Consider the following 21,078-nt stretch of genomic DNA (forward strand, 5'->3'; position numbering starts at 1 on the left):
CGTACTCAGGAAGCGTTGACGCCGCGCCAACGTCCGTAGCGCCACGGCAGATACCATCGCGCACCCGCGGGCGCCGTAAGCGGCACGTTGTCGATCCCGGACGTGCCCCAGGGATGGCAGCGCAACAGCCGCGCAAGCGTCATCCAGCCGCCGCCCCACAAACCGAAACGTTCGATCGCTTCGTCGCCATACACCGAGCATGTCGGCAGATGCCGGCAGTTGTAGCCGACCAGCAGCGACAGCGAATGCCGATAGATCCATATCAGCGCGCGTCCGGCATTGCGCGGCAGACGACGGGCGATGCTGGCACAATCCGTGCATTGTTTTTGCTGTGACGATGAAGGACCTGCCGATGCCATGCAGCACTATGTACGTAGTCTTGCGGGGGTTCCCAAGCAAGGAACTCAATTCCTGCAGATATTTAGCCACACTTAGGAATTATCGCACTGCAATGCGGCGTACCAAGCCAAGGTATTATGGACGACACACGTCAGCACAGTTACCGTTTTCATACGGATCGATGACAGAATCATCTCGCGCTAAAACGGGGCCATTGCCACTAGTCGTAAACGGGGCTTGGGGGAAGGAACCAAATTGAGGTTTGAGACGTCGCTGAAACTTCGCGGTTGGGCCCTTCTCGGTGCCACCGCCTTTTGTCTCGCATTGCCGGGCGCGATCACGATGCTGGGTAATTCGGCATATGCCGGTGGCACCCTCGAAGAACGCAAACAGCCAATGCATTTCAAGTGGAATGCATGCCAGCCGGATTGCAGGGGCTGGGTCTCGGCCGTCGGCATCGTCACAGCGGATAGTCCGCGGGAGTTCGACGAATTCGCCAAGGGTCGCCAGCTCGCGGGCGCGACCATCGTGCTGGATTCCAGCGGCGGCTCGGTCAACGATTCCATCGCGCTTGGCCGGCGGTTCCGCAGTCTCGGCGCGCTGACCACGGTCGGCGCCACCGTGCGCACGAAGACCCCGCGTGGTGAACGCGTCAGCGTGGCGCCGGAAGCCTATTGTGAGTCGATGTGCGTGTTCCTGCTTCTCGCGGGCAAGACCCGTTACGTGCCGCCGGTCGCGCACGTCCGCGTGCACCAGATCTGGATGGGTGATCGCGCCGATGACGCCAAGGCCTCGAGTTACAGCGCGCAGGACCTGATGATTGTGCAACGCGACATCGGTCGCCTCACGAAATATACCTTCGACATGGGCGGCACCGGCGATTTGCTGTCGCTCGCGCTCAGTGTTCCGCCGTGGGAAGATCTGCACCAGTTGTCACGCGATGAATTGCGCCTGGCCAATCTCGTCACGACCGATGCGATCGCCGACGTGTTCCCGCAGGACAATGCGTCGGTGCCGATGGCCGAGGCGAAGCCTTCCAAGCCGCAGGATCGCTTCGTCAGTTCCTCGACGGAGGGCGACGCGCAGTCGCAGGCGGGCAAGTCGACCAAGACTGCCGAAGCCGCGGTTCCGACCGGCGGATCTGCGACCGCGCCGGTGCAGCCGGCTCAGCCGCAACAGAATCAGCCGCAACAGAAATAGGCTGCGTCCCCAACACTCGGTGTCATCATCCGCGAAAACGAAAGCGGATGATCAGTACGCCGCGGCGCTTGTGATCAAACGGGAATTCCCGGCGTACTGGATGCCCGCCTTCGCGGGCATGACAGGATTGGGTATAGGCGGGGACTTCCCTTACGCCTGCGCCGGCTGCTTGGCCTTGGCTTCGATCTGGCCAATGGCGTCGACCACGGCGTCGAACGTCAGCATGGTCGAGGCGTGGCGGGCCTTGTAGTCGCGCACCGGCTCGAGCAGGGCGATGTCGGCCCATTTGCCCTGCGGGGGACCGCCGTTTTCCTTCAGCATCTTGCGCACGGTTTCTCGCAATTCACGTAACTCGCTGGCTGTCGAGCCCACCACATGGCTTGCCATGATCGAGGAGGAGGCTTGTCCGAGCGCGCAGGCCTTCACGTCATGGGCGAAGTCGCTGACCACGGGCCCGTCCATCTTGAGGTCGACTTTGACGGTCGAGCCGCACAGCTTGGAGTGGGCGGTGGCGCTGGCGTGGGGGTCGGGGAGGCGACCGAGGCGGGGAATATTGCCCGCCAATTCAATGATCCGCTTGTTGTAGATGTCGTTCAGCATGAGAATCGGTGTCCCGGGCGGCGATCCGAGCGCCCTTGGCGGCTGGGTTTCATCGTCCTATATATGGACAGGAACGGCGGAAAAACAGCCCGGCCGTTTGCCGTAGGCGGACGGACATGGACCAGACATGGAAACCAGTTCGGCCGTCAACGTGTTGTGGATGGGACTCAGGCGCCCGGCGGCAAAACCGCCCCGTCTGCCCGGTGACACTCCGGTCTCTGCAGGCCGGTCGAACGGAGAAGACATGGACGCATTGATCAAATCCCTCCGCCCTGGCAAGCCTTCCGATTTGAAGCCTTCCGAAGTGAAATCGCCCGACGTGGCCCCGGAAACCCGCCCGACCGAGCTCGATCCGGCCGAGTTCCTGGCCGCTGCCGTCCGCGCCGACCTGCCGCGCCCGTCGCGCGCCGAGGCCGAACATGCCGTGCACACGCTGCTCAGCTATATCGGCGAAAACCCCGATCGCGAGGGTTTGCTGGATACGCCCCGCCGCGTGGTCGAAGCCTTCGACGAGCTCTATCAGGGCTATCATCAGTGCCCGGCCGAGGTGCTGGACCGCACCTTTGGCGAAACCGCCGGCTATGACGACTTTGTCCTGGTCCGCGACATCGAGTTCACCTCGCAATGCGAGCATCACATGATGCCGTTCTACGGCAAGGCGCATATCGCCTATACGCCGGTGGAGCGGGTGGTCGGATTGTCGAAGCTGGCGCGGCTCACCGATATCTTCGCCCGCCGCCTGCAGACCCAGGAGCACCTGACGGCCCAGATCGCGGCCGCGATCGACGAGGTGCTGAAACCCCGCGGCGTTGCCGTGCTGATCGAGGCGGAGCATACCTGCATGTCGGTGCGCGGCGTCGCCAAGCATGGCGCGATGACGTTCACCAGCCGCTTCACCGGCATGTTCCGCGACAACCCGGCGGAGCAGCAGCGTTTCCTGTCCCTGGTGCGAGGGTCCAACCGGTAGCCTCGCCGAAATTTCTCCGCGAGGCCCCGTCGTGTCCACCTCCGCAACGACCAATGAACGTGAAGAGGGGCTGGCCTTCCAGCCCAAGTTCGACGCGTCCGGTCTCGTGACCTGCGTGGCGACGGATGCTGCGACCGGCGACGTGCTGATGGTCGCGCACATGAACGAGGAAGCGCTGCGCAAGACGATCGAAAGCGGCGACGCCTGGTACTTCAGCCGGTCCCGCAATGCGTTGTGGCGAAAAGGTGAGACGTCAGGTCAGACCCAGCGCGTGGTCGAGATGCGCATTGATTGCGATCAGGATGCCATCTGGATCCGCGTCGAGCAGCAGGGCGCTGCGTGTCACACCGGGCGGCATTCCTGCTTCTACCGCAAGATCGACGCCGCCGGGGGCGGTGCGCTGCTGACGTTCGTCGATGCCGACCGGCAGTTCGATCCGAACAATGTTTACCGGAAATAACTGGCGTCGGTTCCGGGCTGGTCATGCCAACAGCTCACCGATCATGGCGGCTGCGCGTCTTGCGCCATCGGCTTCGACCGGTTTCGGTCTGTCCGGCCTCGACATAGCCAACATCATGGCGTCGGCGATCATATCGGGGGTCGACGAAGCGAAGTCCATTTGGATGCCTGCGCCATAGCGGCGGAGCCGGTGAGCGACGTGAAAGTTCTGCTCGAAATGGTTTCGCAGCGGAAAATAGACAAACGGCGTCCCGGCAGCCGCGAGTTCCATGCAAGTGGTGAGCCCGCCCTGAACCAGCGCCAGGTCACACGCTGCGAGATGCCGGTCGAGATTGGCAACGAACGACCTTATCTCGACGCCCTCCGGCGCACGCAGCGACGCTGGATCAATGCGGGGACCGGCGACCACCACCATGCGCAACGCCGGCAGCTTGGCCTTCACGATGGGATAGGCCTGCAGGACGCGCTTGATCAGGTGAGCCCCGATCCCCGATCCGCCGACGGTGACGATGCAAATCTGCTCGGCGCTCCCGTAGCCTAGCGCTTCACGAAGAAATTGGCGGTTGCCGAAGGTTTGCGGATGCTCGCCGATGACGTAGCCGGCGAAATCGAAGTGCCTCGGTACCCAATCGCGCATCAGGGGCAGATCCGCACCGAACGATAGCGGCACCACGTCTTCAGGTTGGCCCACGAAGATCGCTCGATCGCGCACGCCAGGATGCTGCTCGACATGCTCGATCATCTCGGCATTGTAGTCCGCCGTCAGCAGCGCCTCATGTTTGCCGCCGGACGGCATCGGCACGTAGCCGACGAAGTCGGTCAACCAGACGAGTTTTGCCTTTTTCAGCTCGGGATGCTCGTGCCAGTAGTGATCGATATCCCAGGCCTCGTCCGCAATCACGATGTCGTAAGCGCCTTGCTCGACGGCGTCCTGGAAGATCATGAAGTTCTTGATCAGCACCTCGTCCATGCGGCGAAGCGCCTGAAAGCAGTGCAATTCGTGTTCGCCGCTTTCGAGCTCGATATGCCGCGTTTCGCTCGCCAACCTTGCACTTAGCGGATGGACATGTTCGTTGCCGGCCTCCAGCAGACGCGTGACCGGATCTTGCGCCAGCCAGTCCACCGTGAGGTCAGGATGAAGCTTGCGCAGCTCGCGCGCGATGGCGATGTCGCGGCGGCCATGGCCGAGGCCGATCGGCGAGGAGAGATAGAGGGCGCGCTTCTGGCGTGCGCCGTGCGGCAAAGTTTCACGTGCAGGCTGACGGATGGCGAGCCGGCGATCGATGAAGTCGTTGATCAGCGCGTTAGCCTTGGCCGGATACCGGCCGAGAGGATTGTGACCGCCGCCTCTGATCGTTACGAACTCCGAACCGCTCACCGCGGCGTGGGCCGCCCGGGCGCGTTCGCAGGGCTGAATTTGGTCGTTGTCGCCGTGGATGAACAGAACCGGGCAGCGGATGCTGCGATACATTTCCGCGCTGACATCGAATTGGGGAGGAATGTTTCGCGCCTCGACCGTTTTGATCAGGGTTGGTCCATCCGTCTCGGCAGCCCAGCCGACCCCGTCCTCGATCTGTTTGGTCGAATGCGGCTCGCTGCAGATGTTGCGAACGAAGAACTCCGCGAAATCAGGGTAACTCTTCAGCCAATAGTCACGGTTGAATTTGTTCCAGCCGTCGTAACTGTCTCTCTCGGCGAGAAAATGCGAGGCCGCAAATCTTGCCTGGTGCGCAGGTCCGATGGTCGAGACCGTGCCGGCGAGGATGGCTGCACGCACACGCGTCGGGTGATAGGCGGCGAGAATGGAGGCGAGCAACCCGCCAAACGAAAGTCCGACCAGGATAGCTTGCTCCACCTCGAGGCCGTCCATCACGGCAAGCGCGTCGGCGAGGTAGTTGTCGAGCGTGTAGGCAGTGACGTCTTCTGGTCGATCGGATTTGCCATTGCCGCGGCCATCATAGGCGATGCAGCGGAAATGTTCGCTGAAGTAGGGAAGCTGCGCCTTGTAGATCCGGGAGTGGACGATGCTCCATGGCGGAATAAACAGCATGGTTTCCGCGCCCGCGCCGTAGCTTTCGTAGGCGAGTTTCACGCCGTCGCGGGCGATGAAACCTTCGCTGTCCGCCAGCTTTGCTCGCATGCTGTCATCCTTTTTCCGGTGAAGATCCTTCCGCAATCCGAATGAGGTCGCCGACGCGCCGCAGCGACGCCCGTATCGGCGAGCCTTTTTTCTCCAGTCCCAGCAGGAACAGGCTTTCGCCGCCGATGAAACTGGAGGCGGCGATCGCGCCGACCTCTTCTGCCGAGAACGGGCCGAGCGGGCCGATCGTCTGTTCGGTCCTCCGCGCCACGCCTACGATCAGGTCGATCCAGCCCATGAGGCCGGCTCGGATCACCCTTGCTACTTCCGCGTCATGCCAGCTCACCGCGATCAGCTCCTGCAGCACCCGCACGTAGCCCGAAGCGATATCCTCATCGAGGTAGTCACAGGCGCGGGACCACTGCTCGGACAGTTTTAGCGATGGATCTTCGAACAGCCTGTTCTGCCGGTCGAGAAGTTGAGCATTGAGATATTCGAACAGCTCCAGAACCATGTTCTGCTTGGAGCCAAAATGGTAGTGGATCTGGCTTAAGGGCACGGCCGCTTCTGCAGCGACTTCGCGAGTGGAAAGTCCGGCATAGCCGGCGCGGCGCAACACCTTCTTGGCAGCTTCGAGCAAGCTCGTGCTGGTTTCGATCTTCTTCACTGCCGCGCGCGCCATGGTACCTCATGATGTGATGGAAGCGTCAAGACGCTACATGCATTCCGGCTGAGAAGGCCAGCCTTGCCGTTTCAACCCTCTACCGGCCGGAAAACCGATGCCCGGAGCCATGCCGGACACCGTGAAACAAACGTCACCCGACCTTCGCCTTGTTTCGCGGCAGCGGGATCAGCATCGAGACCTGCTGCCGGTAGCGGCGGTACTGGTCGCCGAACAGCGCTATCAGGTCGCGCTCCTCCAGCCATATGCCGATCAGGATGTAGCCGGTGGTGGCGATGGCGAACACCAGATGACCGAACGTCATCACCGGCGTCGCCCAGAACGCAAGCAGGAAGCCGAGATAGATCGGATGCCGGACCACCTTGTAGAACATCGGCGTTTTGAACTCGGCCGGGGGCAACTCGCGCCCAAGAAGCCGCGCCAGCACCTGGCGCAAGCCGAACAGCTCGAAATGGTTGATCATGAAGGTGCTGGCGAGCACCACCGTCCAGCCCATCCAGGAAATCGTCTGAAGGACAATTGCCGCAACTGGATCGGTCACCGACCAGATGACATCAGTCATCGGCCGCCATTGCCAGTAGAGCAGCAGCAACGCAAGGCTGGCCAACAGCACGTAGGTCGTACGCTCGACCGATTGCGGCACGATCCTTGTCCACCAGCGCTTGAAGGCGGGACGCGCCATCACGCTGTGCTGGATTGCAAACACGCCAAGCAGAACGACGTTGATGAGCAGCGAAGGAACGAGCGGCCCGGCGGTGCCGCTATCGATGGTCTTTGGTACCGGCAAGTTGCCTACAAAGGCAATCGCATAAAGAAATGTACCGAGAAACAGCAGGTACGTAAGCGTGCCGTACAGCATAGCCGTCAAGCCGCCGGTTATGGTCTTTGCGGGAGGGGAGTGGAGTGCATGGTCTGTCATGATCTTGATCCTCTCAGGGAAGACTGCGGAAGCCTTGCTTTCAGTGCGGACGGTCGTGATTGCCCGGAACGTCTCCTCTTTGCGAGCCGGTCAGATCCAACGTCAAATATTCAGTCGGTCGAACGACCGAAAAGTTCATTCCTGTTTTATGTTGGAAATGCGGCATTTTAACCCGGCATTAACCATAAATGTCGCAGGCTGGGTCGGTGAGGCGCCGGATTGGCGGCGTTCACGAGCCCGCGAGGTTTCGCGAGGAGCGGGGCACCACGGATATGGCGGTCGACACATCAAGCGCCACGGCTGCGGCAGGTGTCGATCCCGCGCGCGCGAGGATTGCGGGCTCGATCAAGCAGGCCGCATCCACGACCGGCGCCAGCTTCGAATATCTGCTTGCCACCGCGAAGATGGAATCCAATTTCAACCCGAAGGCCGCCGCAACCACCTCGTCGGCACGCGGCCTGTTTCAGTTCATCGACCAGACCTGGCTCGGCACGGTAAAGGAGGCGGGGGCCCATCTCGGCTACGGCAAATATGCCGACGCCATCGCCAAAAATCCGTCGGGCAGCTATTCGGTCGAGGATCCCGCGGCACGCGCCGCGATCATGCGGCTGCGCGACGATCCCGAAGCTGCCTCTTCGATGGCGGCGGTGCTGACGCAATCCAACAGTTTCAGGCTGACCGGCAAGATCGGGCGCCGCCCGACCGATGCCGAACTCTACATGGCGCATTTCATGGGCGTCGGCGGCGCCGGCAAGCTGATCCAGAACGCCGAGGACAATCCGAACGCGTCGGCCGTGCGGATGTTTCCGAACGCTGCGGCGGCCAATCAATCGATCTTCTACAATCGCTCCGGGCAGCCGCGCAGCGTCTCACAGGTCTATTCGGTGCTGAGCACGCGCTATGCGGCGGCCGCCAGTTCGCCGGTGACGCGCACGGCGATGGCGGCCGCCGGCGGCGATCTGCCACGGCGCATCACGGTCGCAAGCGCCGCGCCGGCAGCGATGGCGATCGACAACGCCGCCTATCTCTCGAGCTTCCCGGATTCTCGCGCGGTGACGCCGGTTTCCGCAACGGCGCAGACCGCGTCGGCGTCAACGGAGCCGATCTTCCGCTCGCTGTTCCAGGGCGGCGAACGCACGCAGCCGATTTCGCCGGCGGTGCAGGAATTGTGGGGCAGCAATTCGGTGTCAGTTGCCTCTGCGAGCACCGCATTGTCGGGACATGCGCCCGAAGTCCGCGCACCCGGAAGACTCGACCTCTTCAGCGACCGCAACGGCACGTTCAGTAGCTGACGCTGACCCGCGATGCAGCGCGCAGCGATGCGTCGCAGAACCGGACCCATCGCGGTGGGCGAGCTCGGATGGACCCCGGATCAGCAGCGCAGCACTGCGTGTTGCGCAGCATCCGGGGAACGAGACATCGCAACCGTCCTCGCACCCTTAACAAAACGTCAATAAAACCAGCCGTTTATGGTGAACCCTTTGTTAAGCGTCATGGTTTATTTTTTCTAATAGTGGCACCGCGTCACGGTGTCGTTTCAGGTTGCGTAGCCAGGACCATGATCGTTCGGCAGTTCATCAGTTGGATTCGTACCGCTCCGGCAGGCGAGCGGGCAGAGGCGACGCGGGCGTTGGCGCGGGCCTGGTTGATTTCAGATCTTTCCGAGGACGATCGCATCGCCGCCGAAGGCGCGCTGCTGATGCTGCTCGATGATCCGTCGCCGCTGGTGCGCCAGGCGATGTCGGAAGTCTTCGCGCGCAGCTCGGACGCGCCGGCCGCGATCGTGCAGGCGCTCTCGCTCGACCAACCCTCGATCGCGCTTCCCGTGCTCGAACATTCGCCGCTTCTGATCGACGCCGACCTCGTCGACATCGTCGCCACCGGCAACAGCGACACGCAATGCGCCATCGCCCGCCGCATCAACCTGCCGCCCTCGGTTTCCGCCGCGATTGCCGAAGTTGGCTCGGCGGCCGCGGCGCTCGAACTGATCGAAAATGCCTACGCGGAATTGGCGCCGTTTTCATGGGACCGTATCGTCGAACGTCACGGCCATCTCGCCGCGATCAGGGAAGCGATGCTGGTGCTGGAAGGCTTGCCGGCTGCCACCCGCGCAGCGCTGGTCGCGAAACTCTCCGAGACGCTGGCGCAATTCGTCGTCGCGCGGAATTGGCTGAGCGCCGACCGGGCAGGGCGGCTGGCGAGCGAAGCGCGCGAGCGCTCGGCCGTGAACATTGCGGCGTGTTCGCGCGGCGATGATATGCTGGGCCTGGTGCGGCACCTGCGCGCCACCGGGCAACTGACCGCCGGCCTGATCCTGCGCGCGCTATTGTCGGGCAATCTCGAACTGTTCGATGCGGCGCTTGCCGAACTGGCTGACCTGCCGCTGGCCCGCGTCACCGCGCTGCTGCACGACCGCGGCGGCGCCAGCCTGCAGGCGCTCCTGATCCGCGCGGGCCTTCCCGAATCGACATTCGGAGCCTTCCGTATCGCGCTCGAAGTCAGCCGTGAGACCGGCTTTGTCGACACGATCGGCGGCGCCGCGAGGCTGCGCCGCCGCATGGTCGAGCGTGTGCTGACCCATTGCGAGACCGACCGCAAGGCCGCCGAGCCGCTCTTGATCCTGCTGCGGCGGTTCGCAACCGAGTCCGCGCGCGAGGAAGCCCGCCTGTTCTGCGAGGAGCTGGTCGCTGACGAAGCGTTCGTGCCAGCCGTGCGCGATCTGATCGCGGCGTAGGCGAACTCCTGCAACACGACCGGTGTCGTCCCTGCGAACGCAGGGACCCATAACCACAGTCGTTTGTGGTTGGGTGAAGGTCATCGACCAGCGTGCTCTTAATCGATAAGCCGCGGCGTATGGGTCCCTGCGTTCGCAGGGACGACGGTGTGGAGATATCGCGGGCTACTCTGCCGGCACGATGCTCGGCGCCAGGATCGCTTCGAGATGTTCGGGGCGGTCGCGGTTGACCTTGAGCAGGAATTCATCCGCGACGCCGCGGAGCTGCTTGCTGAGCGCGCTCGCCATCATGGCAGTGTCGAGCTTGGTTCGTTCGCGCACGATCGCCTGAATGGCATTGATGTGATGGGTGATCAGCTCGGATGGGACCTGGTCGAGATCAGGTGCGTGTTCGATGATGCGGCACAGGCTTTCGGCGGCAGCGCCGGCGGAAGGGAAGCCGAACGTGGCAGCATCACCCTTGATGTCATGGGCGGCGCGAAACAGCTCTTCGCGGTTGTCGATGGTGAAGCCGTCGCGGAGAATGGCCGCGTGCGCGGCCGAGAGCCGGTCCGCCTCGATCGTCATCCAGTTCTTGAATTCACCGGATAGTCCTGCAAGCGCCTTCTCCGCGCGCCCGACAGGATCGTCGAGATCGGATTCGGGAACGCGCAGCAATACCTTGCGCAACGGATTGGGCTGCGTGATCACGTGATGATCGGCAAACGATTTGACCTGTATCGTCCCCGGCTTTTCTTTCGCCATGATGGTCTCTCCAGGCTCGCGCTAAACGTTCGACCGCGCCTTGTCGAGCAACGACGGCTGCTGCATCACTTCCATCTCGCCACCGACTCGGCGCTCGGGGCCGATATAGGCGTTGTTGGTGTTGCGCCGCCGGTCGGGGCCGAAATAGGTCTTGGTCTTGATGAAGGGGCGCGGATTGGCGACGACGTTGAGGATGCGCTGATAGAGTCCCTTGGCCGAGATCGGCTTGGCCAGGAACTCGGTGACGCCGGCGTCGCGCGAGACCGTGACGCGCCGTTTCTCCGAATGTCCGGTCAGCATGATGATCGGCGCGTAGGGGTTACCCTTCGATTCCGGCTGCCGGATCATCTGCGCCAGTTCGAGGCCGTCGAAGATCGGCATCGCCCAGTCGGTGATGACGATGTCGGGTACGTAGTGGCTGTACATTTCGAGCGCGGTGGCGCCGTCCTCGGCTTCATAGGCTTCGCGCGCGCCGAACGAATGCAACAGCGTCCGCAGGATGCGGCGCATATGCGGATTGTCGTCGCAAATCAGAAACCGCAGCTTGTTGAAGTCAATGCGATACATGGTCCGGCCCGGCCCAGCAAAACGGTATACTGGCGTTAACCATATCGCGGCGCCGGTTAAGGAATGGTTGCAAAACCGGCGCCTGAACTCGTCGTCCCTGCGAAAGCAGGGACCCATACGCCGCGGCTTCTCGGTCTAGGGAGGTGACAATTGACGGCTTTTCGCGACAACTAACGCCCATGGTTATGGGTCCCTGCGTTCGCAGGGACGACGGCTCTAATACCCGAACTGCTCGCGCAGGATGCGTTCCTCGAGGCTGTGGCCGGGATCGAATAGCATCCGCATCGAAATCGTCTTGTCGGACAGCACCTCGACGCGGCGGACGTCGCGCACGTCGTCATGGTCGGCGGCGGCCGCGACCGGACGCTTCTCACCCTCGAGCACCTCGATCACCACAAAAGCGGAGTTCGGGAGCAGGGCGCCGCGCCAGCGTCGGGGTCGGAACGCGCTGATCGGCGTTAGCGCCAGAAGCGCGGCGTTGATCGGCAAAATCGGTCCCTGCGCCGACAGATTATAGGCGGTGGAGCCGGCCGGCGTCGCCACCAGGATGCCGTCGGCGATCAATTCCGCCATCCGCTCGTGCTCGTCGATCAGGATGCGCAGGTGCGCGGCCTGGTTGGTCTGGCGAAACAGCGCGACTTCATTGATGGCGTGATGCAGATGCACGACGCCGTTCACGTCGGTCGCGCGCATCAAGAGCGGATTGATCAGGGATTCCCGCGCCGCCGCTAGCCGCGTATGCAAATCATGCGTGGCGAATTCGTTCATCAGGAAGCCGACGGTGCCGCGATGCATGCCGTAGATCGGCTTTCCCGAGCGCATGTGGGCGTGCAGCGTCTGCAGCATCAATCCGTCGCCGCCAAGCGCCACCACGACGTCGGCGTCGTCGGCGTCATGATTGCCGTAGAGCTTGACGAGCTGCGCCAGCGCGGTCTGCGCCTCTGCGCCTGCGCTCGCGACGAAGGCGATCCGGTCGTATCGCTTGGGGTTGGCCATCGGACGACGAACTCATACCTGGCGCCGGATTGCGCCGCGCTCGTCTATACACCTTGGACAGGCTTGTCGAGATGGCCGTCAAGCACTTTCGTGCCGGTAACCTAAACCGGCGGTCATCGGGCCGTCATTTTTCCTGCAACGTCCGGATCGGGTCCCAGTCGTCGCCCGGCGGGTTTTGGGCCAATTCCCGGGCCCGCGCGGCAAACAGCGATGCCGGCCGGTCGATATCGGCCGAACGGCCGAAACATGCTGCGGCGCGCTCGAACTCGCGGGCCCGCCAGTGCGCCAGCCCGTCGGCATAGTTGGCGATCACCGTCTGCTGCGAGGGCGTCAGCCCGGCCGACAGCGCCAGCAGCTCGTAGATTTTCAGCGCCTGGGTTCGCCCCTTCACCCTGATGGCGTCCAGTTCGCGCCAGGCGAAGGCTTGGCCAGTAAGCGCAACAGTCGTCTCGGAAGCGATCACGGTGGTGCCGTAGAATTTGTTGGCGCCCTCCAACCGCGAGGCCAGGTTCACCGCGTCGCTCATCACGGAGTAGTTGAAGCGCCGCCGCGATCCGAAATTGCCGACCAGCGCCTCGCCGGAATTGATGCCGATCCGCTGCGCCAGCTTGTAGTCGCGAAACACGGCAGAGGAGGCGTTGAGTTCCGCCAGTTGCGTGCAGCAGTCCAGCGCAGCGCGCGCTGCGTTCGCGGCATGGTCGGGATCGTCGGCCGGGGCGCCGAACACCGCCACGATGGAGTCGCCGATATATTTGTCGACATATCCGCCATGGCGCTCGATGACGTCGGTCATCGCCGAAAGATATTCGTTCATCAGCTCCATCAGGCCGTCGGGCGACATCTTTTCCGCGATCAGCGAAAATCCTTCGATGTCGGAGAAAAACACCGTCACGTTGCGGGTTTCGCCGCCGAGCTCCGGCAATTTGCTCGACGACAGCATGCGGTTGATGACGTGCGGGGCGAGGTAGAGCGCGAAGCTCTTCTGCAGCAGGCGGCGATCCTTGTCGGCGATGACGAAGCGGAAGCCAATGGTTGCGGCCAGCGCGGTCAGGCTGGCAAGGATCGGCTCGACGAGCGGCAGCGCCAGCGCGTGGTTGAAGGCGACCGTCGCGCCGGCCACGCCGAGCACGATCATTCCAGTCCAGGCAGCGAACGCGATGACGGGCCGGAACAGCCAGGCGGCGGCCGCGGCGAGCGCAGCAATCAGTGCCGCGATAAGCAAGCGGAGGAGCGGCCCAGGTTCGACCACGCCATTGCGCGCGATCAGATTATTGACCGCGGTGGCATGGACATAGACGCCCGCGATCGTGCTCTTCTTGAAGCCTGCAGTAACCGGCGTGCTCTCGGTCGTGCAGCGCGGGGTGCGCGCGCCTTCGATGCCAGTTGCAAAGCGCTTGGACGTGAAGCGGCGGTCCTCGATATCGAGGACGGTGCCGAAGATCACGACCTTGCCGCCGAACCAGCGCCGGAAATAGTCCTTGTCGTTCTTGACGGCGCACGCCCGCAAGTCGGCAAAGGAGAAGGTCGGAATGTCGTCGCTGCCGCCTTCGAAATTCAGCGTCATCGTGTTCGGCACCCGTCCAGGAACCCGGTAGCCGGCGAGCGTCAGCCTGCCGCGCTCGTCGAATTCGGGTGCAGCGCCGAGCGCCCGCGAGGCGAGCTCGACGGCCATCGAAGGCACCCTTGCCCCGTTGACGGTGAAGCTCAGCGGCATGCGCCGCAGGATATCGTCGCTGTCGGTGTGATCGTTGAGGGGGCGGATGTTCTGCTGCTGGCGCACAGCGACGCGCTGTCCCGGCGACGGCCCCACCGGTTGATTGCCGCCCAGGACTTCTCCCAGCACCACCTTGCGGTTCGCCGTCGCCCCGGCGAGCGCGCGAAGAAAATCGCGGTCGAATCCGCGGACTTTCTCTCCCAGCGTGCCCTCGCCGAAAGGTATCTCCGACTGCTCGATCGATTTCGGGATCACCACGTCGAAGCCCGCGACCTTGGCGCCGCCTTCGAGCGTCGCTGAAAGCACGCGGCCGATCTCGCCGGTCCAGGTCAGCATCGGCGCGTCTTTGAAAGGGGCGGTGCGCAGGCTTTCCTCGTCCATCGCGACGACGACCGCCGCCGAAGCGGCGGGATCCTGCCTTCGGCCAAACACCTCCCAGCGCAGCGCCGTGAGAATATCGATGGAGAGCCCGCGGATCGGTCGGGCCGCAGGAGAAACCGAGGCCGCCGCGCAAACCAGCGCAATGGCGGCGATCGCCACTCTGTCGCGCGTGCTGCGTCTTATTCTCAAGCTGGACGGTCCGGCACGCCTATTCCAGGCGCAGCAGCCGGCCGACGATCGGTGTTGCGCCGGGCTTGGCATCTGCGTCCACCCGGAACACGATCTGCGATGACTTGAACGAAGCGGCGTAGAGGCCGCCGGGAACCAGCGCGACATTCTCGCTCGCAAAATCGACGAAGCGTCCCTTGAGCTGGGTGCCGCCGAGGTCGATCTGCTGTCGCTCGCCCGCCGCGTCGAGACGCCGGATGATCAGCTTGCCGCGTCCCTTGGCTTCCACCAGCGGGGAGGCGCCGTAAAGCGTGAGCTGCGGCTGCGGCAGGGAGGCCGCCTTGTTGCTGTCGACGCTTCGCAGCACGGTGGCGGCAACGCCGCTGGTTTCGCGCGTGGTCACGTTGGCCTGGTTGGCATCGCAATTGGTTTTCTCGGCTTTGACCTCGGCGAGGTGAACGGCGCTCTCCTCGGTGCCGACGACAACGGTGCCGGTGCCGCTGATCGTCTCGCGCCGGCATGACTTCAGGTAGCTCAGAATGACAGAGCCGCCGTCGCCGATCTTGATGACCGCTTTGGGCGTCACATAGTCCATGAATTCCGCACCGGTGACCTTGCCCTTGATGTCTTCGACCACCGCGGCCGGCGAATCTGCGGCCGCCGGAGAAGCCAGCGCCAGCAGGCCGAGACAAACAGCAATCGAACGTTTCATTCTAAGACCCCATAAAAAAGCGCAGGTTCGTTAGTCGCGCCAGCGCTCGAATGGTTTCATGGATAGATCAAAATATCTGGCCGGTAGGCCAGCGGAACCGACCGATATCACCTAACGGCCGCCGAGGACAGCCATCGGGCGCAGTGCAGGGCATTCCAACCCTCTCACGCGATGCTGTCGGGATTGTGATTTCCGCGGGTTTCCTGCCCTTGTGTACCAACAGCGCTGTCGGGCGCAGATTGGGAGTGAACGGCATGGCTTCTCGTTTTATGGCAACGCGTCCCATGCGTCTGGCCGCCGCGATTCTGGTCCTGTGTTGCGCGACCGGCATACGCGCCGAGGAGGCGAGTTCGCCGACTTCGCAGCAGCCCGCCGCAGCGACGCCATCGCCGTCTCCGTCGGGCCAGAAGGGTGAAGCAGGGCGGGGCCCCGCCGCGACGCCATCGCCGGCAGCCGAACAACATCGCCTGCCGCCGGATTCCACCACCCGGCAAACGCTGACGCTGCCCGGCCGCACGCTCAACTTCACCGCCACCGCCGGCTCGATCCGGCTGTTCGACGACAAGCGCGAGCCGCAGGCTGATATCGCCTATACCTCCTACCAGCTCGACGGCACCGATCGCGCAAGCCGGCCGGTGACGTTTCTGTTCAACGGCGGCCCGGGCGCGTCCTCGGCCTGGCTGCAGTTCGGCGACGCCGGACCCTGGCGCATATCGATCACGGGTGAGGGCGCAGTGTCGTCAGCGACGCCCGATTTGCTGCCCAACGCCGAGACCTGGCTCGACTTTACCGATCTCGTATTCATCGATCCCGTCGGCACCGGATACAGCCGTTTCGTCGCGACCGGCGAGGACACGCGCAAGCGATTCTACTCCATCGACGGCGACGTCAGCGCCATCGCACTCGTGATCCGGCGCTGGCTGGAAAAGAATGATCGTCTGCTCTCGCCGAAATTCGTGACCGGCGAAAGTTATGGCGGCATCCGTGGACCCAAAATCGTTCGCAACCTGCAGACCCAGCAGGGCGTCGGCGTGCGCGGGCTGATCCTGGTCTCACCCTTGTTCGACTATCGCGATTTTTCCGGCTCGAGCCTGTTGCAGTATATGAACACACTGCCAAGCATGGCGGCGGTGGCGCGCGAAGCCAAGGGACCGGTGACGCGCGCCGATCTCGCTGACGTCGAGCGCTACGCGCAAGGCGAGTTTGTGACCGATCTCGTCAAGGGGCAGGCGGACCGCGAGGCCGCGACGCGACTTGCCGACAAGGTGGCCGCGCTGACCGGCATCGATCAAACGGTGAGCCGCAGACTCGGAGGGCGTTTCGAGGTCGGCGAGTTCCGCAGAGAATTCGACCGCCGCAACGGCCGTGTGACGGGACGTTATGACGGCTCGGTCTCAGGTTTCGATCCCTATCCGGATTCGAACAACGCGCATTTCGGCGATCCTTCCGGCGATTCCCTGACGGCGCCGCTGACGAGCGCAGCCGTCGACCTCACCACGCGCAAACTCAACTGGCGTCCCGATGGCTCGTATCACCTGCTTAACTCAGCTGTGTACAGGGCCTGGGATTTCGGTCGCGGTCCGGCCGAGTCGGTTTCGGAGCTTCGCCAGATTCTCGCGCTCGACCCGAAAATGAAATTGCTGGTCGGTCACGGGCTTTTCGATCTCGCCACGCCCTATTTTGCCTCGAAGGTAGTTCTCGACCAGTTGCCGGCCTATGCGCGGTCGGACCGGGTCAAACTCGTCGTCTATCCCGGCGGCCACATGTTCTATTCGCGCGACGGCGCGCGCCAGGCATTCCGCGCGGAAGTTGAGAAGGTGATGAAGTAGCGCTCAAACAAAACCGGCGCAGTCTTGATGACTACGCCGGTGTTTCCTTCGTCATTGCAATGACGCGGAGAAAGTCGTGCCTCAGTACACCAATCCCGCGCCCGGCGGCTTTTCGAGCGCGGCGGCGAGCGAGCGATATTCTTCGCTTGAGGTGCCGGTGAGCTGCGCGATCCGGTTCAGGTGATATTGCGCCTGATCGCGGTTGCCCTGTTCGACCTGCCACAGGCCGTAATACTGCCAGGTCTTGACGTGGTTCGGATCGGCCTTCAGCGCGCGCTCGTACCAGATCTGCGAGACCTTGTAGTCGCCGAGCTTGCGATAGGAATAGCCGATGAGATTGGCGACGGCGGCGGAGTCGTCACGGCCGAGCGCCTTCAACTGCTCGATCGCCGACGCATAGTCGTGGCGCTCGTAGATCGCGGCGTAAGCAGCGCGATAGCCATCGACGAATGCGGTTTGTTCAATGGCCGGGCGGGCTTCGCTGGATTTCTTTTTCTTCTTCGGCGGCTGAGGCGGCTCGTTGTCTGGATTTGCGTAGACGGCGGTGACGACAGGAGCTGCCGCGAGCGTAAGCGACAACATTGCGAGCGTCAAAAGCCTGATCGCTAGTTTGTTCATGCATCTCTCCTGATGGCCGGTTCCACAATCCTACACCGAAGGCCGTTGATGTGAACACCCGGCAGTTGAGAACATTCCCGCCATCCGCCTTCGATTCTTCCGATTTTGGATTCTGCCGATTTGGCGGCCGCAGTTCGCGTTCAAAAGATGGCGAACTTGCCATGGAGATGAACGAAGTCCGCACGTTCGATTCAGGACGGGTTCACTGCGCCGTGCCTAACGTCGCGCGCATGATCGGCGAGCCCGGCCATTCGGACCGGAGAGCCCGCAGGTCCCCATGGAAGAGGAGACAGCTATGCTCAAGACCTTTTCTGCAGCGCTCGTTGCCGTGTCCGTTCTCGCCGCGCCCGTGTTTGCCGGCACTGCGGGCAAAACCGCGCAAGCTCCGGTGAACAAGAGTACGCAGGCTCCGGCCACCAAGGCCGAACAGGGAAAATCGAAGGCGCTGAACGCGAATGCGAGCAGCCACAAGAAGCAGGTCGGCCTCTCGAAGAAGCGTGCCGTGGTCAAACCCGCCGCGCCTGCCGCCAAGCGCAGTTGAACCAGCGCGATCGAATCTGATCCGCCGGCGCGTTTCGCCCCCGCGTCGGCGGATATCGGACCAGCCCACGTGCCATTGCTTCCCCGATGGCCGTGGGCTGGCGCTGCTTCGATCTGTTCGGGACCAGTAACCGAGATGCGAATTCCATTTCGCCGCCGGGCAGTCTATGAGACGGCCCAACGGGGGCGGGGGAAGCATTTCGCTTGCGAAGTTCAGTCAAAATTGCGGCGGTGATACTGTTGCCGCTCGCGCTGTCGGCCTGCGCCGCCAGCGACGAGAGCAAGCCGATCACGTTTACCGACGATCGCGGCGTCTCCAGCCAGCCTTTTCCGAAAAATTACCGCACGGAAGTGCTGGCGTTCCTGAAGACTTATCTCAATGATCCCGTCGGCGTACGCGGCGCCGTGATGGCCGAGCCGACCGAGCGCGTGGTCGGCGGGCGGCTGCGCTATGTCGTCTGTCTCCGATTCAGCCCGCGCGAATCCGACGGCGGCTACCGCGAGCCGCGCGAACGCGCCATCCTTTTTGTCGACGGCCGGCTAGACCGCATCATCGAAAACGCCGCGGAGCCCTGTGCGGGGCTGGCCTACGCGCCATTTGCGGAACTGGAGAAACTGACGCGCTAGATTCGCGCGCGTGCCGTGAGCTTCACACGAGAGTGTGATGCTTCGCGCCTATACATATCATCTCCGACCATTTATATCGCATGCGATTTGATCGCATGAGATATAGAGCGGAGAAAGACCATGTCCCATTCCATCACGCCTGACCGCCGCCGCTTCCTCGGCATCGTGGCAGCTACCCTTGCGGCCACACCGTTTGCCACAAGCGGGGCTCTGTTCGCACAGTCCGGCGACGCAGGAGCAGGCGCGGGCAGGCTGGGCGCCCACGCCTCGTTTGCTGCGCTGAAACAGATCGAAGCCGGCGTTCTCAATATCGGTTACGCCGAAGTCGGGCCCGCCAATGGTCCCGTCGCCATTCTTCTGCACGGCTGGCCCTACGACATCTATGCCTTCGTCGACGTGGCTCCCGTGCTGGCATCGGCAGGCTTCCGGGTCATCGTGCCGTATCTGCGCGGCTACGGCACGACGCGGTTCCTCTCAAGCGATACGCCGCGAAACGGCCAGCAGGGCGCACTTGCCACCGACGTCATCGCGCTGATGGATGCGCTGAAGATCGAAAAAGCGGTGGTGGCTGGCTTCGACTGGGGCGCCCGAACCGGCGGCATCGTCGCCGCGGCCTGGCCGGAACGCGTCAAGGCGCTGGTTTCGGTCAGCGGCTACCTGATCGGCAGCCAGGAAGCCAACGCAAAACCGCTGCCGCCATCGGCCGAGCTGCAGTGGTGGTACCAGTATTATTTCGCGACCGACCGCGGCCGGCTGGGCTACGAAAAATACCGGCGCGAGTTTTCCAAGCTGATCTGGCAGCTTGCCTCGCCGAAATGGAATTTCGACGACGCGACCTTCGAACGCAGCGCGGCGTCCTTCGACAACCCGGATGATGTCGCCATCGTGATCCACAATTATCGCTGGCGGCTTGGTCTCGCCCCGGGCGAGACCAAATACGACGCGCTGGAAAAACGGCTGGCCGAATTTCCGGTCATTACCGTGCCCACCATCACCCTCGAAGGCGACGCCAACGGCGCACCGCATCCGGACCCGAAGGCTTACGCCAAGAAGTTCTCCGGCAGATACGCCCACCGTCTCATCGCCGGCGGGATCGGGCACAATCTGCCGCAGGAGGCGCCGCAGGCATTTGCCGACGCCGTCGTCGAAGCGGCTCGCTCTTGAAGACGGACGGTCTTGCAGCCGGCAGTCGCGACGACTGCCGGCACGGGGAAGTATTCCCCGGAAGGAACCGTGAACGAAATCGGATCACTTTTCGGCGATGGTTGAACCTTGCCTTAGTCATCCCGGACACCAGCTAAGCGGGGGAATCACCTCTTAACCCGGGAAAAAGCCTGGCGTGCGAGGGAACTAAACCGCTTTGTTGCTGTGCCATCACAGTGGCGCGCCATCCGGTCGCGGGCGCTTGCCGCAAAGCAACCTAAATGAAGTCACGTTGTTTGGATTGGTATCCGCGACGTTCGTAACGGGGAAATAGGATGAAGAAGATACTGCTCGGGGCTGCCGCGCTGGCCGTCATGGCGGCTCCAGCCTTTGCGGCCGACATGCCGCCCCGGCCGTACACCAAGGCGCCTGCCTATACGGCGCCTCAGGTCGTCTATAACTGGACCGGGTTCTATATCGGCGGCCATGCCGGTGGCGCCTTCGCGGGTGACAACTCCCTGCAGGGCAGCGACGTCCGCTTCCTCGGCGGCGTGCAGGGTGGCTTCGACTATCAGTTCGCGCCGAACTGGGTGCTGGGCGCCGAAGCCCAGTATAGCTGGCTGCCCAGCAACAATAATAACGGCGTGCTGTTTCCGAACGGGACGCTCGTGACCTCCAACACCGATCAGATCGGCTCGGTGACCGGCCGGCTCGGCTACACCTGGGGTCCGGCGCTGCTGTACGCCAAGGGCGGTTACGCCTGGCGTGACAGCAACAATCTTGGCGTATCGGTGGCCGGGGTGCCCGCAGGCTTCACCACCAACGGCAACCACAAGGACGGCTACACGGTCGGCGGCGGCCTCGAATACATGTTCGCTCCGAACTGGTCGGCCAAGGCCGAGTACCAGTATTACAATTTCGGCGACACGACCTTCACGTCCGGTCCTGCCGACATCAACGGTCGCACCTTCCGCAACGACGAGCATACGGCCAAGGTGGGCGTGAACTACCGGTTCGGCTGGGGTGGTCCGGCCGCCAAATATTGATGCGGCCCTCCGT

The 21,078-nt window shown here is 63.1% G+C and carries 21 protein-coding genes; 10 read left to right on the forward strand and 11 right to left on the reverse strand.

Going from position 1 to position 21,078, the window contains the following annotated elements:
- Window positions 1-5: 5 nt before the first annotated feature.
- Window positions 6-359, reverse strand: a complete 354-nt coding sequence (gene yidD / locus V1278_RS17790) for a membrane protein insertion efficiency factor YidD (protein WP_334363450.1) — start codon at window positions 357-359, stop codon at window positions 6-8.
- A 322-nt stretch (window positions 360-681) separates the two neighbouring features.
- Between yidD and V1278_RS17795 the strand changes: the two genes are divergently transcribed.
- Window positions 682-1,539: a hypothetical protein gene (locus tag V1278_RS17795; RefSeq protein ID WP_442893838.1), complete on the forward strand. Its 858-nt coding sequence runs from the start codon at window positions 682-684 to the stop codon at window positions 1,537-1,539.
- A 150-nt stretch (window positions 1,540-1,689) separates the two neighbouring features.
- Here the strand turns inward: V1278_RS17795 and V1278_RS17800 are convergent, their stop codons facing one another.
- A complete protein-coding gene (locus tag V1278_RS17800) occupies window positions 1,690-2,139 on the reverse strand; it encodes an iron-sulfur cluster assembly scaffold protein (RefSeq protein WP_028349133.1) in 450 nt (149 codons plus the stop codon).
- Between the two features lie 244 nt (window positions 2,140-2,383).
- Here V1278_RS17800 and folE point away from each other — a divergent pair, with 244 nt between their 5' ends.
- On the forward strand, window positions 2,384-3,106 hold the full coding sequence (gene folE / locus V1278_RS17805; RefSeq protein ID WP_334381712.1) for a GTP cyclohydrolase I FolE: 723 nt from the start codon (window positions 2,384-2,386) through the stop codon (window positions 3,104-3,106).
- A gap of 31 nt (window positions 3,107-3,137) precedes the next feature.
- Complete coding sequence (gene hisI / locus V1278_RS17810; RefSeq protein ID WP_334363447.1) at window positions 3,138-3,566, forward strand: phosphoribosyl-AMP cyclohydrolase; 429 nt, start codon at window positions 3,138-3,140, stop codon at window positions 3,564-3,566.
- A 21-nt stretch (window positions 3,567-3,587) separates the two neighbouring features.
- On the opposite strand, the gene V1278_RS17815 is transcribed toward hisI, so the two are convergent.
- The 3 genes from V1278_RS17815 to mddA form a co-directional block, all read right to left on the reverse strand.
- Window positions 3,588-5,705, reverse strand: a complete 2,118-nt coding sequence (locus V1278_RS17815) for an alpha/beta hydrolase (RefSeq protein ID WP_334381713.1) — start codon at window positions 5,703-5,705, stop codon at window positions 3,588-3,590.
- A gap of 4 nt (window positions 5,706-5,709) precedes the next feature.
- Window positions 5,710-6,312, reverse strand: a complete 603-nt coding sequence (locus V1278_RS17820) for a TetR/AcrR family transcriptional regulator (protein ID WP_334363445.1) — start codon at window positions 6,310-6,312, stop codon at window positions 5,710-5,712.
- A 148-nt stretch (window positions 6,313-6,460) separates the two neighbouring features.
- Window positions 6,461-7,246, reverse strand: coding sequence for a methanethiol S-methyltransferase (gene mddA, locus V1278_RS17825; RefSeq protein WP_334381714.1), 786 nt, complete (start codon window positions 7,244-7,246; stop codon window positions 6,461-6,463).
- 272 nt (window positions 7,247-7,518) lie between these two features.
- Here mddA and V1278_RS17830 point away from each other — a divergent pair, with 272 nt between their 5' ends.
- On the forward strand, window positions 7,519-8,538 hold the full coding sequence (locus V1278_RS17830; RefSeq protein WP_334384205.1) for a transglycosylase SLT domain-containing protein: 1,020 nt from the start codon (window positions 7,519-7,521) through the stop codon (window positions 8,536-8,538).
- Between the two features lie 266 nt (window positions 8,539-8,804).
- Window positions 8,805-9,980, forward strand: a complete 1,176-nt coding sequence (locus tag V1278_RS17835; protein WP_334363443.1) for a DUF2336 domain-containing protein — start codon at window positions 8,805-8,807, stop codon at window positions 9,978-9,980.
- Between the two features lie 165 nt (window positions 9,981-10,145).
- Here V1278_RS17835 and V1278_RS17840 read toward each other — a convergent pair whose 3' ends face one another.
- From V1278_RS17840 to V1278_RS17860, 5 genes are all read right to left on the reverse strand, one after another.
- Complete coding sequence (locus tag V1278_RS17840) at window positions 10,146-10,724, reverse strand: Hpt domain-containing protein (protein WP_334363442.1); 579 nt, start codon at window positions 10,722-10,724, stop codon at window positions 10,146-10,148.
- A 21-nt stretch (window positions 10,725-10,745) separates the two neighbouring features.
- A complete protein-coding gene (locus V1278_RS17845; protein WP_334381715.1) occupies window positions 10,746-11,291 on the reverse strand; it encodes a response regulator in 546 nt (181 codons plus the stop codon).
- Window positions 11,292-11,507: 216 nt separating this feature from the next.
- Window positions 11,508-12,287: an NAD kinase gene (locus tag V1278_RS17850; protein WP_334381716.1), complete on the reverse strand. Its 780-nt coding sequence runs from the start codon at window positions 12,285-12,287 to the stop codon at window positions 11,508-11,510.
- Between the two features lie 124 nt (window positions 12,288-12,411).
- Window positions 12,412-14,565 (reverse strand): adenylate/guanylate cyclase domain-containing protein, encoded by a 2,154-nt coding sequence (locus tag V1278_RS17855; protein ID WP_334384206.1) that lies wholly within the window; start codon window positions 14,563-14,565, stop codon window positions 12,412-12,414.
- A gap of 25 nt (window positions 14,566-14,590) precedes the next feature.
- Entirely contained in the window at window positions 14,591-15,262 is a 672-nt protein-coding gene (locus tag V1278_RS17860; RefSeq protein ID WP_334363439.1) for a hypothetical protein, read from the reverse strand.
- Between the two features lie 254 nt (window positions 15,263-15,516).
- Here V1278_RS17860 and V1278_RS17865 point away from each other — a divergent pair, with 254 nt between their 5' ends.
- Window positions 15,517-17,091: a S10 family peptidase gene (locus V1278_RS17865; RefSeq protein ID WP_334381717.1), complete on the forward strand. Its 1,575-nt coding sequence runs from the start codon at window positions 15,517-15,519 to the stop codon at window positions 17,089-17,091.
- 81 nt (window positions 17,092-17,172) lie between these two features.
- Here V1278_RS17865 and V1278_RS17870 read toward each other — a convergent pair whose 3' ends face one another.
- On the reverse strand, window positions 17,173-17,709 hold the full coding sequence (locus V1278_RS17870; protein ID WP_334381718.1) for a tetratricopeptide repeat protein: 537 nt from the start codon (window positions 17,707-17,709) through the stop codon (window positions 17,173-17,175).
- A 295-nt stretch (window positions 17,710-18,004) separates the two neighbouring features.
- On the opposite strand from V1278_RS17870, the gene V1278_RS17875 reads away from it, so the two are divergent.
- The 4 genes from V1278_RS17875 (at window position 18,005) to V1278_RS17890 (ending at window position 21,065) form a co-directional block, all read left to right on the forward strand.
- Window positions 18,005-18,250 (forward strand): His-rich protein BRANT, encoded by a 246-nt coding sequence (locus V1278_RS17875; RefSeq protein ID WP_334363436.1) that lies wholly within the window; start codon window positions 18,005-18,007, stop codon window positions 18,248-18,250.
- A 203-nt stretch (window positions 18,251-18,453) separates the two neighbouring features.
- On the forward strand, window positions 18,454-18,876 hold the full coding sequence (locus tag V1278_RS17880) for a hypothetical protein (RefSeq protein ID WP_334381719.1): 423 nt from the start codon (window positions 18,454-18,456) through the stop codon (window positions 18,874-18,876).
- A 120-nt stretch (window positions 18,877-18,996) separates the two neighbouring features.
- Window positions 18,997-20,040 (forward strand): alpha/beta fold hydrolase, encoded by a 1,044-nt coding sequence (locus V1278_RS17885; protein ID WP_334381720.1) that lies wholly within the window; start codon window positions 18,997-18,999, stop codon window positions 20,038-20,040.
- A gap of 314 nt (window positions 20,041-20,354) precedes the next feature.
- Window positions 20,355-21,065 carry an outer membrane protein gene (locus V1278_RS17890; RefSeq protein WP_334363433.1) on the forward strand — a complete coding sequence of 237 codons (711 nt, stop codon included), beginning with the start codon at window positions 20,355-20,357 and terminating at the stop codon, window positions 21,063-21,065.
- Window positions 21,066-21,078: the final 13 nt, after the last annotated feature.

The sequence above is a fragment of the Bradyrhizobium sp. AZCC 1577 genome (genome assembly GCF_036924575.1).
In the GTDB taxonomy this organism is placed as follows: Bacteria; Pseudomonadota; Alphaproteobacteria; order Rhizobiales; family Xanthobacteraceae; genus Bradyrhizobium.

Bases quoted from the DNA above. Each gene is read 5' to 3' on its own strand.
- V1278_RS17870 (WP_334381718.1), bottom strand. From the start codon at position 17,709: ATGAACAAACTAGCGATCAGGCTTTTGACGCTCGCAATGTTGTCGCTT.
- V1278_RS17835 (WP_334363443.1), top strand. From the start codon at position 8,805: ATGATCGTTCGGCAGTTCATCAGTTGGATTCGTACCGCTCCGGCAGGC.
- V1278_RS17815 (WP_334381713.1), bottom strand. From the start codon at position 5,705: ATGCGAGCAAAGCTGGCGGACAGCGAAGGTTTCATCGCCCGCGACGGC.
- V1278_RS17800 (WP_028349133.1), bottom strand. From the start codon at position 2,139: ATGCTGAACGACATCTACAACAAGCGGATCATTGAATTGGCGGGCAAT.
- V1278_RS17795 (WP_442893838.1), top strand. From the start codon at position 682: ATGCTGGGTAATTCGGCATATGCCGGTGGCACCCTCGAAGAACGCAAA.
- V1278_RS17885 (WP_334381720.1), top strand. From the start codon at position 18,997: ATGTCCCATTCCATCACGCCTGACCGCCGCCGCTTCCTCGGCATCGTG.
- V1278_RS17890 (WP_334363433.1), top strand. From the start codon at position 20,355: ATGAAGAAGATACTGCTCGGGGCTGCCGCGCTGGCCGTCATGGCGGCT.
- V1278_RS17875 (WP_334363436.1), top strand. From the start codon at position 18,005: ATGCTCAAGACCTTTTCTGCAGCGCTCGTTGCCGTGTCCGTTCTCGCC.
- V1278_RS17840 (WP_334363442.1), bottom strand. From the start codon at position 10,724: ATGGCGAAAGAAAAGCCGGGGACGATACAGGTCAAATCGTTTGCCGAT.
- yidD (WP_334363450.1), bottom strand. From the start codon at position 359: ATGGCATCGGCAGGTCCTTCATCGTCACAGCAAAAACAATGCACGGAT.
- V1278_RS17865 (WP_334381717.1), top strand. From the start codon at position 15,517: ATGGCTTCTCGTTTTATGGCAACGCGTCCCATGCGTCTGGCCGCCGCG.
- V1278_RS17860 (WP_334363439.1), bottom strand. From the start codon at position 15,262: ATGAAACGTTCGATTGCTGTTTGTCTCGGCCTGCTGGCGCTGGCTTCT.
- V1278_RS17845 (WP_334381715.1), bottom strand. From the start codon at position 11,291: ATGTATCGCATTGACTTCAACAAGCTGCGGTTTCTGATTTGCGACGAC.
- V1278_RS17830 (WP_334384205.1), top strand. From the start codon at position 7,519: ATGGCGGTCGACACATCAAGCGCCACGGCTGCGGCAGGTGTCGATCCC.
- folE (WP_334381712.1), top strand. From the start codon at position 2,384: ATGGACGCATTGATCAAATCCCTCCGCCCTGGCAAGCCTTCCGATTTG.
- V1278_RS17850 (WP_334381716.1), bottom strand. From the start codon at position 12,287: ATGGCCAACCCCAAGCGATACGACCGGATCGCCTTCGTCGCGAGCGCA.
- mddA (WP_334381714.1), bottom strand. From the start codon at position 7,246: ATGACAGACCATGCACTCCACTCCCCTCCCGCAAAGACCATAACCGGC.